This is a genomic window from Streptomyces sp. NPDC056161 (assembly GCF_042268025.1).
Classification (GTDB): domain Bacteria; phylum Actinomycetota; class Actinomycetes; order Streptomycetales; family Streptomycetaceae; genus Streptomyces.
Window position 1 is genome coordinate 61,136 of record NZ_JBHJUV010000031.1, and the last position, 12,283, is coordinate 73,418.

At 71.8% G+C, this 12,283-nt stretch carries 14 protein-coding genes; 3 read left to right on the forward strand and 11 right to left on the reverse strand.

From position 1 onward, the window contains the following. The first annotated feature begins 85 nt into the window (after positions 1-85). On the forward strand, positions 86-283 hold the full coding sequence (locus ACFC09_RS26805; protein ID WP_376532849.1) for a hypothetical protein: 198 nt from the start codon (positions 86-88) through the stop codon (positions 281-283). A 551-nt stretch (positions 284-834) separates the two neighbouring features. Further along, complete coding sequence (locus ACFC09_RS26810) at positions 835-1,422, forward strand: Chromate resistance protein ChrB (protein WP_376532851.1); 588 nt, start codon at positions 835-837, stop codon at positions 1,420-1,422. 51 nt (positions 1,423-1,473) lie between these two features. On the opposite strand, the gene ACFC09_RS26815 is transcribed toward ACFC09_RS26810, so the two are convergent. The 11 genes from ACFC09_RS26815 to ACFC09_RS26865 form a co-directional block, all read right to left on the reverse strand. After that, positions 1,474-1,674 carry a hypothetical protein gene (locus tag ACFC09_RS26815; protein WP_376532853.1) on the reverse strand — a complete coding sequence of 67 codons (201 nt, stop codon included), beginning with the start codon at positions 1,672-1,674 and terminating at the stop codon, positions 1,474-1,476. After that, entirely contained in the window at positions 1,671-2,432 is a 762-nt protein-coding gene (locus ACFC09_RS26820; protein WP_376532855.1) for a COG4280 domain-containing protein, read from the reverse strand. The genes ACFC09_RS26815 and ACFC09_RS26820 overlap by 4 nt, the downstream gene beginning before the upstream one ends. Before the next feature lie 179 nt (positions 2,433-2,611). After that, positions 2,612-3,019, reverse strand: coding sequence for a holo-ACP synthase (locus ACFC09_RS26825; protein WP_376532857.1), 408 nt, complete (start codon positions 3,017-3,019; stop codon positions 2,612-2,614). Between the two features lie 3 nt (positions 3,020-3,022). Beyond that, positions 3,023-3,886 (reverse strand): hypothetical protein, encoded by an 864-nt coding sequence (locus ACFC09_RS26830; protein ID WP_376532859.1) that lies wholly within the window; start codon positions 3,884-3,886, stop codon positions 3,023-3,025. Beyond that, positions 3,883-4,152 carry a phosphopantetheine-binding protein gene (locus ACFC09_RS26835; protein WP_376532861.1) on the reverse strand — a complete coding sequence of 90 codons (270 nt, stop codon included), beginning with the start codon at positions 4,150-4,152 and terminating at the stop codon, positions 3,883-3,885. Before ACFC09_RS26835 ends, ACFC09_RS26830 begins: the two co-directional genes overlap by 4 nt. Then, complete coding sequence (locus ACFC09_RS26840; RefSeq protein WP_376532863.1) at positions 4,149-5,108, reverse strand: 3-oxoacyl-[acyl-carrier-protein] synthase III C-terminal domain-containing protein; 960 nt, start codon at positions 5,106-5,108, stop codon at positions 4,149-4,151. The genes ACFC09_RS26835 and ACFC09_RS26840 overlap by 4 nt, the downstream gene beginning before the upstream one ends. Further along, positions 5,108-5,929: an SAM-dependent methyltransferase gene (locus tag ACFC09_RS26845; protein WP_376532865.1), complete on the reverse strand. Its 822-nt coding sequence runs from the start codon at positions 5,927-5,929 to the stop codon at positions 5,108-5,110. The genes ACFC09_RS26840 and ACFC09_RS26845 overlap by 1 nt, the downstream gene beginning before the upstream one ends. A gap of 20 nt (positions 5,930-5,949) precedes the next feature. Beyond that, positions 5,950-6,183, reverse strand: coding sequence for an acyl carrier protein (locus ACFC09_RS26850; RefSeq protein WP_376532867.1), 234 nt, complete (start codon positions 6,181-6,183; stop codon positions 5,950-5,952). A gap of 10 nt (positions 6,184-6,193) precedes the next feature. Then, complete coding sequence (locus ACFC09_RS26855; RefSeq protein WP_376532869.1) at positions 6,194-6,634, reverse strand: holo-ACP synthase; 441 nt, start codon at positions 6,632-6,634, stop codon at positions 6,194-6,196. Further along, positions 6,631-7,473, reverse strand: coding sequence for a hypothetical protein (locus ACFC09_RS26860; protein ID WP_376532871.1), 843 nt, complete (start codon positions 7,471-7,473; stop codon positions 6,631-6,633). Before ACFC09_RS26860 ends, ACFC09_RS26855 begins: the two co-directional genes overlap by 4 nt. Continuing rightward, entirely contained in the window at positions 7,470-8,339 is an 870-nt protein-coding gene (locus ACFC09_RS26865) for a diiron oxygenase (protein ID WP_376532873.1), read from the reverse strand. Before ACFC09_RS26865 ends, ACFC09_RS26860 begins: the two co-directional genes overlap by 4 nt. A gap of 245 nt (positions 8,340-8,584) precedes the next feature. Between ACFC09_RS26865 and ACFC09_RS26870 the strand changes: the two genes are divergently transcribed. After that, on the forward strand, positions 8,585-12,178 hold the full coding sequence (locus tag ACFC09_RS26870) for a BTAD domain-containing putative transcriptional regulator (protein WP_376532875.1): 3,594 nt from the start codon (positions 8,585-8,587) through the stop codon (positions 12,176-12,178). Positions 12,179-12,283 lie beyond the last annotated feature (105 nt).

A 12,283-nucleotide genomic window follows, 5' to 3' on the forward strand; every position in this document is an offset into this window, starting at 1 on the left:
CGCGACGTGCGGCCCCGCTGACGGAGCCGCACATCGCACTATGTGTGTGTCCGGTGTCTGCGTCCGGTCAGCGTCCGCCACCACCGTGGCCGCCACCACCGTGGCCGCCGCCGCCATGACCGCCACCACCGTGGCCTCCGCCACCGTGACCGCCACCACCGTGACCGCCACCACCGTGGCCTCCGCCACCGTGACCGCCGCCGCCACCGTGACCGCCGCCGCCGCCACCGCCGTGGTCACCGAATCCGCTCAGCGAGTGCGAGTATCCGGAACCGACGTGTGACGGGGCCGCCGAGGCGGTGCCCGCCGCGCCGAACGCGGCGCCACCGGCCATCAGAACACCGGCAGCGGAGACCGCGAGGAGACGCCTCGCGCGTTGTGCTCGCATGGGAATGCCTTTCTCTCCATCGTCTCGCCCTCCCGTGCGGGGGGGCGAGTGGATGGCCGCCACCGCAGAACGAAGAACGTACGGGGCGGTCTCTGGCTTCACCGCATTGAATGTGACAAAGCACGTCTCAGAACCGACGCCGCCAGGTCGGGCCACTCGGTTGCACATGGCCCGGGTCTACGGCCGGAATTCCTCGTCATGGGAACTTCAACGGCCCGGGGCGTGCCCTGTTTTGCGGCTCGCTCCCCAGCCTAGCCCGGCCCTGCGGGACCGGCACCTCGGGCGGCTCTGCGGGCCGCGCACGGCCGGCCTCCGCCGCCGGGTGCCGCGCCGATCGCCCGAGGTCGGACGGCTCGCCGACCGGCCGGAAGGTCCGCGTGCGACGGCGCCGGCCCGGTCCCCGTAGGGTGGCTGCGTCGGGCGGGCAGAGCGGGAGGTGCACGGTGGTGTCGACGGCTTCGGCGCAGGAAGGGGAACCCGTCGGCGGCGAAGGGGACGGCCGGCCGCGGCAGTGGCTGACGCTGGTCTACCGGGTGCCGAGCGAGCCGACCCGGCTGCGGGCCGCGGTGTGGCGCCGCATCAAGGGCCTGGGCGCCATCTACCTGCAGAACTCGGTGGCGACCTTCCCCCGGACCGTCGCCGCCGAGCGTGCGCTGCGCGTGCTGCGCAAGGAGATCATCGACATGGGGGGCACGGCCCAGTTGTTCGCGACGGAGGCGCTCGCCGGGGAGAGCGACGTGGTCACCGCGTTCAACGCCGCCCGGGACGACGAGTACGAGGAGATCGTCGACCGGTGCCAGGACTTCCTGCAACAGGTCGAGAAGGAGTACCGGGCCGACCACTTCACCTATGCCGAGCTTGAGGAGAACGACGAGGACCTCACCAAGCTCAGGAACTGGTTCGCCAAGGTACGCAAGCGTGACCTGCTGTCGGCGTCCGGCCGTGCGGAGGTGGAGGCGGCGCTGAAGCGGTGCGAGCAGGTGCTGGAGGACTACGCGGCCCGGGTCTATCTGGAGGAGGGCGAGACCCGCTGACCGCCGCGGCGGGCCGACCGAGCCCGCCTGCCGCCCCGCTCCGGCCGGCCGCTACGCGCGGCGGGCCGCCCGCCGCAGCGACACGCCCAGCAGCGCCACCACCGCGACGGGGACCAGCCACCAGGCGGGGACGTGGCCGGTGACCAGCAGCGCGGTGACGGCGAGCGCCAGGACCACGCCGATCGCGACGGTCCAGTCGTCGCCGACCACGAAGTCGTACCAGAAGCGCAGGAATCGCATGATCGGGTTCATGAGGCCACCCCGGCGTGCTCCGAGCGGGCCGCGGCGCCGGTACGGCGCAGCAGGGCGACGTAGGCGAGGGACACGGCGAGGATGCCGGGCACGAGGACCAGCAACGCCGCGTCGGCGCCCGGCCATTCGGCGCCCGCGCCCTCCACGCCCCAGAAGGTGCCGAAGGCGGTCAGCAGCACCCCCACCGCGAACTTCATGGTGTTCTCGGGCACCCTGGCCAGCGGCGCCCTGACCAGCAGGCCGACCGCGACCACCAGCACCACGGCCGCCGCCGCCCCGAGCGAGGCCAGGCCGATCCGGCCCTGCACGGAGCCGAAGGTGACCACGATGAACGCGACCTCCAGGCCCTCCAGGAGCACGCCCTTGAAGGCCAGGGTGAAGCCGTACCAGTCGGTGACGAAGGCCCGGCTCTCCTGGGAGGCGGTCGCGGCGGCCGTGACCTGCTCCCGGTAGATCCTGTCCTCGTCGTGGAGCGCCTTGAATCCCGACGCCCGCAGGATCGCCTTGCGCAGCCATTGCAGCCCGAAGACGAGCAGCAGCGCGCCGATCACCAACTGCATCGCGCCGAGCGGGATCCGCCCGACGGCCGGCCCGAGCAGCGCCACCACGGCGGCCAGGGCGAGCACCGCCGCACCCACACCCAGCAGGGGCGAGCGCCAGCCGCGGGTGACGCCCGCGGCCAGGACGACGGTGAGCGCCTCGACGGCTTCCACCGCGCAGGCCAGGAAGACGGCGAGGAACAGCGCGGTGCCGCTCATGGGGTCTCGCCGCCGCCGGCCGCCGTCGGCCTGTCGGCCCTGGTCACCGCCGGGCACCCGCGCCGCGCCTTCAGCACCATCAGCACCTCAGACACCTCCGACACCTTCCATTCATAACCATGAGGACTTCACGAATCTAACGATGGTTATGAATACATGGTAACCGAGGATCCGCCGGATCAGTCGGACGCCTCACACGTGCATCCGGGCCGGGCCGCGGGCAGGCCCAGGGCCACCGCCATGGCCAGATCGGACTTGTGCGTGATCGACACCCGGATCTCGGCGACGCCCAGCTCCCGCGCCCGCGCCGCCGCCGTCCCGGTGAGATGGACCTCCGGCGCGCCCAGCGGTGTCCGCAGGATCGCGACCTGCCGGGGTTTCACGCCGGAGGTGAAACCCGTGCCGAGCACCTTCAGCACCGATTCCTTTCCGGCGAAGCGCCCGACCAGGTACTCGCGGGCGCGTTCGGGTCCGAATTCCTCCGCCTGCGCCAACTCGGCCGGGTCGTAGGTGAATTCACGGAACCAGCGCCGACCGAGCAACCGGTCGAGCTCGCCCGCCCGCAGGAGGTCCACCCCGATCCACACGGGTCAGCGCCCCCCGTCCGCGGCGGGCTCCGGCGCGAGCCCGGTGGTGAACACCGCGTGATGGCTGCGGCCCGTGCGGGGATCCGTGTCGCTGAGCACGATCCGCCCGTACCGCTCCCGCCAGTCCACCCAGTTCTCGGCCAGTTCCAGCCAGACACCGGTGCAGTAGCTGCCGGGTGCCGCCCGGTGCACGGCCACGTCCTTCGGCGGGTCCTGGGTCACCCAGGAGCCCAGTACCACGAGCGTGTCCGTGGTGCCCGACGGCCCGGGGTGTCCCGGCCCGGCGGTCAGCAGCGTGTCCAGCGGGACGCCCGCCGCCACCCCGGCCAGCGCCGGGCCGGCCGGACCGGCTCCGTCCGCCGGTCCGGCGCCGAGCACCAGCGCCGCCGCCGAGTCCGCCAGCGGCACGTCCTCCACCAGCGGGAACGACGTCGGCAACGTGGTCTGCTCCAGGATCGCCAGCACCACCTCGCGCACCCGTCCGGCACGTCGGTACGCCGAGGCGATCCGCAGCGCGGTGAACGGCGCGGCCAGACCCTGCTGCCCGATGGCGAAGCAGGTGGCCTCGCCGCCCAGCCGTGACGTGAGGTAGGGCGCGACCGCGGTGAACGGTACGACGTCCGGCAGGGCGTGGGCGACGACGAGCAGCTGCGGGCGGCTCTCGCGTACACCGTCCGCCTCGGCCAGCAGATCGGCCAGGTCCTGGTGGTGGACCTGGGCGCCGCGCTGGAGCAGTTCCTTGTCCGGCTCGGCCCCGAAGGGCCTGAGCAGGTCCTGGAAGTAGCCCAGCACGGCCGGGTCGTCGGCGGGCTCGCGCCCCTTCGGTGCGCGGACCGCCGCGGCGGCCTGGACGACAAGGCCCGTCATGCGTCTGCCTCCCCCCTGTTCAGCAGGGATTCCACGTAGTCGGCGAAGGAGCGCACCGTACGCAGGTGGTCGATGTCGAGATCCTCGGGATCGACGGCGATCTCGGTGGAGTCCTCGACCAGCAGGAGCAGTTCGAGGACGGAGGAGGAGTCGAGGCGCAGGTCGTCGAAGAGCCGGGTGTCCTCGGTCAGTTCGGCGATCTCCCGTTCCAGCACCTCGCCCAGGGCCTTCTCGATGGCCCGTACGACTACCTGACGGTCCGTCATGCAGTCGCCCTCTTCCGGTGGGTGATCACCATGGCCCCGAAGGTGGCCCCGAGACCGACCGAGACCATGACGTAGTGCGCGCCGTCGACCAACCGGTCCTCGTCGCGCAGCGTCGTGTAGTTGACGAAGACGTCCGAGGCGAAGGTGTGGCTGTAGCGGGGCACGTTGTCCAGGAAGACCTTCTCGCGCGGGACGTCGAGCACCTTGATGGTCTGCCGCCACGCCAGCATGTTGACGTTGTGCGGGATGACCAGCTCGATGTCCGCGAACGTCAGACCCGCCTGGTCCACGGCCTCGTGGATGACCTCGGCGATCCGGGCCCCGTAGCGCTCGCCGAACTCGGTGTTCTGCTCCGGCGTGAGCTCCAGCCACTTCGCGTACTCGCCCAGGGTGCGCGTGACGAAGGAACGCACCCGGTCGCCCGCGCCGTCCAGGGTGACGAGACAGGCCGCCGCCGCGTCGGCCATGATCGCGGTGTTGGGCACGTGCTGGACGATCGGCGAGTACGCGCGCTCACCGGTGACCATCAGGGCGTACGCGCCTTCCTCGGCCTCCGCGCGCAGCAGCTCGCCGACCACGTCGATCCCGCCCAGGCTGCTCACACACGCCTGGTGGCTGAGGCCGAACGCCTCCGTGTCCGGCAGCCCGAGGTCGTCCCGGACCACCTGGGCCACGTCCACGTCGGCGGGCGCCACCGCCTGCGTGGTGTGGGCGTAGACCAGGTACGCCACCCGGGCGCCCTCGGGCAGTGCCGAGAGCGCCCGGCGGGCGGCCGACCGCAGCAGGTCGAACAGGTGGGTGTCCGGGTCGAAGCGCAGCGTGTCAAGGCCGTAGAACTTGCGGAAGACCCCCAGCTCCGCGCGGCGCAGCCCCAGGTGGTCGCCCAGTTCCTCGATGCGGATGCTGCGCTCCGGCAGGTACGACTCGATGCGTTCCAGCGTGGTGTGTCCGCCCATCAGCCGGCGACCTCGGCCTGGATCAGCCAGAGGCGGTTGGCCCCCCGCCGGTTCCTCGGCTGGACCTCGTACGGCCAGCGGCCCTCGCCCACGCCCGGCTGGCCGGGTTCCTTGAGGTCCGTGACCTTCCAGCCGTGGGCCTGGACGAACTCCTCCGGCTCGTCGCTGCCGAAGATCCACGGCGTGCCGTCGGCGGCCAGCTTGTCCAGGAACGGCTTCGAGAAGGGGCTGCGCAGCAGGGCCCGGCCGAGGATGTCGAAGGCGAGCCTGCTGCCGGGCGCCGAGGCGGAGGCCAGCAGCCGGAGCAGTGCGGCCGTCTGCTCCTCGGTGAGGAAGAAGGTCAGCGCCTCGGCGATCCACAGGGTGGGCCGCGTGCGGTCGAACCCGGCCCGCTCCAGGTCGGGCAGCCACTCCCCGGTGAGGTCCGCGGAGACCTCGCGCCGGTCGGCTCCCGACCGGGCGCCGAGCCGGTCGAGGCGGCGGCGCTTCTCCTCGATCAGCGGCCCGTGGTCCACCTCGAAGACCGCGGTGTCCTCGGGCCAGTCGAGGCGGAAGGCACGGGTGTCCATTCCCGCGGCGATCAGCACCACCTGCCGGACCTCGGTGTCGGCGAGCACGGAGGTGATGGCGTCGTCCAGGAATCTGGTGCGGATCGAGATGAACGGCAGCAGGCCGCCGCCCTCGTAGCGGTCGATCAGTTCGAAGCCCTTGGGGGCCGCCAGTTCGCGGGCGAGCGGGTCGATGTAGAGCGCGTCCTCCCGCTCGGACTCCAGGGCGCGGGCGGCGGCCATCCACTGGGCCGTGTACGAGACTGCGTGCATGGTTCGGGCCTCTCTCGGCGTCAGGCGAAGAACGCCTTCTCGATGGTCGCCAGCGACTGGAAGTCCTCGATGTCGATGTTGTCGAAGTCGATCTCGGCGCCGCTGGCGTCCTCGATCACATAGACGAGTTCGACGAAGGACAGCGAGTCGACCAGCCGGTTCTCGATGATGTTGACGTCGGCCGCGAGTTCGGTGCGGTCGGCGTGGCGTCCGAGGATCCAGTCCCGGACCTTGTCGATTCCTGTGGAACTCATGGGATTCCCTTCAGGGGTGGCGTGGTGCCTGGGCTGGGTCCGGCAGGCCGGCGACCGCCGCGGCGGCCACGGCGACGGCGAAGCCCCCGCTGTGGCTGATGCTCACGTCGATCGGACCGAGTCCGACCCGCTCGGCGAGCTCGGCGGCCCGGCCGCTGAGCCTGAGGTCCGGACGGCCGCCCGGACCGGGCAGGATCTCGATGCCGAGCCAGGGCAGGGTCTGGCCGGCGGCGGAGAACACCTTGAACACGGCCTCCTTGGCGGCGAGCCGGCCGGCGATGCTCTCCGGGTCGGCCGCGCCGTCCGGAGTGCGGGAGGCCGCCAGCTCGCCGGGCGAGAGCATCCGGTGCAGGGCCGGTCCGGTGTCCGGGTTCAGCAGTTCCGCGACGCGCGCGAGCGGTACGAGGTCGATACCGATCCGGGGCGTCACGGCGCCGCTCGGCAGGGTCATGCCGCGGCTCTCCCGGCCGCGGCGCGGACGGCCGCGAGCGCGGCCACCGGGTCGTCCTCGTAGCGCTCGCTCAGCACGGCGAGCCAGCGCTCCAGGCCGAAGGCGACACAGGAGGTGAAGGCGTGCTCGCCGCTCGCGAGACGGATCCCGCAGCGCTCGCCGAAGAAGTTGCGGTGGGTGTTGACCGAGGCGATGGCCAGGTCGCCCCGTTGGAACTCGTACTTGACCGGGCTGAGCTTCTGCATGAGCGCGCGGGCACCGTCGTTCTGGAAGAACGGGTCGGACGCCGCGGTCTTGTCCAGTCCGAGGTCGAGCGCGTCGGCGAAGACCAGGATGCGGTCGGTGAAGCGGGCGAGCACGTCCTGGGTGTGCTCGTAGGAGCCGAGGGCGACGATCTCACGCATCTGGAAGCTGGCCAGCCGGCGCAGCCCGCCGTAGTGGTCCTCGTTGCGGAAGCAGCGGTTGACCAGGGTGACGAGGGTGTCGTCCGGGACCTGGTCGCCCTCGTGGTACAGGTAGGCGCCGTAGCAGGTGGCGTGCGGCAGGCCGTAGCGGGCCCCGGTGACGTCGGACGGGCCGAACGCGCCGTCCTGTGGTTTGATCTGACCGCCGCTCAGGTCGAGGTTGCCGGCGACCCAGGCGAGGTGCGGGAAGTTCGTGTAGACGTCGAACTTCTCCAGGTCGCTCACCGGGAACAGCGGCGGCGGGCTGATCTCGTCGGCGCCCGCCGCCTGTCCCCAGCCGGCGAAGACGGCGTCGAGTTCCCTGATCAGTCGGGTCTCGTCCGGGCCGAGGATGGCCAGCGCCCGAGCGCCCGCGCTTCCCGTGAGGCGGGTCATCGCAGGAGCCCTACCTTCTTGAGGTACTTGCTGGTCTTGCGGAACGTGCGCTCCTCCGCCAGCGCCCTGGCCGGGGAGTCCAGCAGGGTCCGGCGTATCTCGTGCGGGCGCTCGAAGCCGGCGTCGCGGTACACCTGGGGGTGGTAGAGGGACTCGAAGCTGTGCGTCATGTAGCGGCGCAGGTAGGCGGAGATCTCCGCCAGTTCCTCCTCCGACGCCGTGCGCTTCACGTCCTCGAAGAGGAGGTGCACCAGTTCGCGGCCGAAGGCGATGTGCCGGGACTCGTCCTGGTGGTGGATGCGGTTGATCCCCCGGATCGTCTCGTGCAGCCGCTCGTCCACCGCCATGGTCGAGTTGTAGTGGTCGACCAGCTCCTCGAAGATCATGATGCGGGCGAAGACCAGCAGGCTCTCCACCCTGGAGGAGGGCACGGTCGCACCGGCACCGGCCGGCTGGCGGTAGATCTTCTTCCCGTACCGCAGGCAGAATTCCGCGAAGAACCACATGTGTTCGTTCTCCTCACCGATGAAGTGGTGGAAGAACTCCGAGGGCGCTTCGAAACCCGCGGTGTGAATGCGGCCCACGACCTCGATGAGAAGCTCTCGAATGCCGTGCACATTGAGGCTGTAGAAGTTGACGCTCTCGTACCGGGAGAGCGTGTACAACTGCTCGGGCGGGAGACTCGCGGCCAGTTCGGTGCCGTGGGTGGTGGTGAGTTCGGGGCTCATCCACCACATCTCGTCCGGCAGCCGGTCCGGCCATTCGAAGATCCGGTACGGGTTGTAGTAGTCGTCGATCGACTTGGCGCTGAGGCGTTCAAGTATTCCCTGGAAACGTGCGTCGCGTTCGATTACGTCGCTGACCATGGGATCTCGACCTCCTTTCACCGCGAGGTTCGGTCGATCCAGACGGTAGGCTGGGATCGGAAAGAGCCTCAATGCCCGAAAGCGGCCTGGCCGCGACCGGTCAGTGCGGGAAGTCCGACGGAACGGCCACGCGGCCGGCTGCCCGACGGGGCGGTGGGGCGTGGTTCACAAACGTCCGTGGCTCGGGGAGAGTTCAAGTGAACCACGCCCGCGAAACCCGCCCGACACCGTGCACGTCACCGAAGATGGGGCCCCCACCCTTGGACAGCAACGCAGCGGACAGCGAACCCACGGATCGCGGATCCGACACCGGCCCGGCAGCACTGGGCCAGCGCATACGGTCGTTTCGCAAACGCGCCCACCTGAGCCAGCAGGAGCTCTCAGGAAAGACCGGTATGAGCACCCGCGCGCTGCGCGACATAGAACGGGGCCGGGTCCAGCGGCCCCAGTTACGCACCGTCCAACGGCTCGTCGCGGCGCTGGAACTCTCCGATGCCGAGGCCGGTGAGCTGCACGACGCCGCCCGGGACGCCGCGCCCAGGACCAGCGGCCGGCTCCGCTTCCTGGTCCTCGGACCGCTCGCCGTGCACCGCGGTGACACCCCGGTCCCGGTCACCCGGCCCATGCTCCGCCACCTGCTCGGACTGCTCGTCCTCAAGTGCCCCGCGCCCGCCACCCATCAGGAGATCGTCGAGGCGCTGTGGCCGGCCGGACCGCCCGGTTCGTACCAGAGCCTGATCCACACCTATGTGAGCCAGGTGCGCCGCCTCCTGGAACCCGAGCCGCCGCAGGCGTCCGGCGCGGCGGCCACGGTGGAACGCGTCCCCAGCGGCTACCGGCTCCGGGTGGACGCCGGCCAGACCGACATCGGGCGCTTCGACGAACTCGTGTCCCGCGCGAGGCGTGCGCACGGCACCGGCCACGAGTCGCTGGCCTTCGAGTCGCTGACCGCCGCGCTGGAGTGCTGGCGCGGCCCCCTCCTCGCCGACCTGGACTCGGCGCTGCGGCAGCACCCGATGGCCGTCGCCGGCGGTGAGCGCCGAAGCGAAGCCGCGCTGCTGCACGCCGATCTGGCCCTGCGGATGCGACGGCCCGAGCAGTCGCTGCGCGTCCTGTGGGACCTCGCCCACGAGGACCCGCTGCACGAGGGCATCCACGCGCGCCTCATGCTCGCCCTGGCCGGCTGCGGTGAGCAGGCGGCCGCCCTGAACGTCTTCACCACCCTCCGCGAACGCCTCGACGAGCAGTTGGGCATCGCGCCGAGCGAAGAGATCCGGCACGCCCACATGCGCGTCCTGCGGCAGCAGATCCCGCGGACCGAACGCTCGGGCTTCGACGCGGCCCGCTCCGCCGCACCCATGACGGGCAGACCCGCGCAGCTGCCCGCCGACACCCCCACCTACGTGGGGCGCGAGACGGAGCTGCTGGAGCTGGACCGGCTGCTGTCCTGCGAGGGCGCCGGCGCGGCCCCGGTGGTCACGGTCATCGGCCCGCCGGGGGTGGGGAAGACCGCTCTCGCACTGCGCTGGGCGCACACCCACCGGTCCCGGTTCGCCGACGGGCAGCTGTTCGTGAACCTCCAGGGACACTCGGCGCTGCCGGCGCTGCGCCCCGAGGACGTCCTCGCCCGTTTCCTGCGTGCGCTCGGGGTGCCGCCGGACCAGGTGGCGCCGAGCCGGGAGGAGGCGGCGGCGACGTACCGCACGCTGCTGGCCGACAAGCGCATGCTGATCGTCCTGGACAACGCCGCCGACGTGGACCAGGTGCGGCCCCTCATCCCGGGCGAGGGCAACTGCCGGGTCGTCATCACCAGTCGCGGCAAGCTGGCCGGTCTGGTCGCCACCGAGGGCGCCCACGTCCTCGGGCTCGACGTGCTCAGCCGGCAGGAGGCGTGGTCGCTGCTGGGACGGGTCCTCGGCGACGACCGGGTCCGCGCCGAACCCGAGGCCGTGGCGGAGCTGGCCCGGCTCTGCGGGTGGCTGCCGCTGGCCCTCAGGATCGCCGCGGCCAATCTGATCGCGAACCGGAACACCACCATCGCCGAGTACTGCGCGAAGCTGCGCGGCGGGAACCTGCTCAGCGGCCTCCAGGTGGACGGGGACGAACGCGCCACGATCCGCGTCGCGTTCGACCTCTCCTACCTGGCGCTGCCCGAACCGGCCCGGCGTACGTTCCGGCTGCTCGGCCTGCTGCCCGGCCCGGACACCACCCCGCACGGGGCCGCCGCGCTCACCGGGACCGGCGCGGACGAGGCCGGCCGGGTGCTGCGCCATCTCGCCGACGCCCACCTGGTGCAGGAACCGGTGCCCGGCCGCTTCGCCACGCACGACCTGCTGCGCGCCTACGCCCGGGACCTGGCCGGCGGCGGCGAACTGGACGCGGCGCGTGACAGGCTGCTCGACTGGTACCTGGTCAACGCGGAGACCGCGGCCCGGATGCTGTATCCGGAGGAACTGTCGGGGCAGGACGCGGACGCGCAGACGGATCCCGGGGACCAGCGGGTGGTGGTCGGCGACCACCGCCGGGCCCTGGACTGGCTGGAGAGCGAGCGGGAGAGCCTGGTCGGTGCGGTGCTGGCCGCGGCGGACGCCGGCTGTCACCGGGTCGCCTGGCGGCTCGCCGAGGTGCTGCACGGATTCCTGTCGCTGCGGGCGTACACGGCGGACTGTCTGTCGGTGGCCACCGCGGGTCTGTCCGCGGCGACCGCCGACGGCAATCTGCGGGCCCGGTCCGCCGCGCAGTTGCGGCGCGGCGACTGCTACTGGGTCAAGGGGGACAATCTCCAGGCCCAGGAGCTGTTCAAGGGCGCGCTGGCGCTGGCCAGGGCGGCGGGCTGGCTCAACGGGCAGGCCATGGCGCTGCGCCGGATCGGTGCTGCGCACCAGGAGAACGGCGCCACGCGGCAGGCCGCGCAGTTCCTCTCGCAGGCCTGGGACCTCACCAAGCAGTCCCAGGGCACGGTCGCCCCCGACGACGTGACGAACCTGGGTCTGATCTGCTGGAAGCTGGGCCGGCTCACGGAGGCCGCCGACCACCACGCGCACGCCGCCCGGCTGTTCCGACGCATGGGCTCGGCCAGCGGTGAGGCCATCTCGCAGACCAACCTCGGCATCACCTACCGGGCCCTGGGGCGGCCCCAGGACGTCATCCGGGTGATCGGCGAGGCGTTGCGGGTGCACGAGCAGAACGGCAACAAGACCAGCGTCACGGTGGCGCTGAGCTGTCTGTCGGCCGCGCACTCCGATCTCGGCGACCACACCGAGGGGATGGCCGTCGCCCGGCTCGCCCTGGAGTCGGCGCAGTCCATGCGCAACAGGAGGCTGGAGGCGAACGCGTTCTTCTCCATGGGGGCCGCGTACGAGAGCGCAGGAAGCCTGGGGGAGGCGGCGGAGTGCTACCGGCGTGCGCTGCATCTCGCCGAGTCGATGGACGACCGCTACCCGCAGGTCTACGCGCTCATCAATCTGGCCGCGACGCGGCTGCGCCAGGACCGGCCGGACGAGGCGCTCGCCACGGTGGAACAGGCCATCGGCATGGCCCGGCAGGCGGAGTTCCGGATGCTGGAGGGCAACGCGCTGAACGTGCTCGCCGGGGTCCGGCTGTGTCTGAAGGAGGGCGAGGAGGCGATGCGTACCGCGCGGCAGGCGCTCGCCCTGCACCACGAGACCGGGCACCGCCCCGGGGAGGCGCGCAGCCATCTGGTGCTCGGGAGCGCGTCGGCGATGCTGGGCGAGGACACTCGTGCCTTCGGTCACCGGCGTACGTCGCTGCTGCTGTTCCAGGGGATGGGCATGCCCGGCTTCGGCGCCGTCCGCCCGCGGCCCGGCCGGGCCGGCTGACCGGCCGGGCGCGCGGGCCGGCCGGGCGCGCGGGCCGACCGGGCGCGCGCGGCCGGCCCCGGGTCTGTGGCGACCTGCCGGGGAAAGGTTTGCGATTTCTGCCGC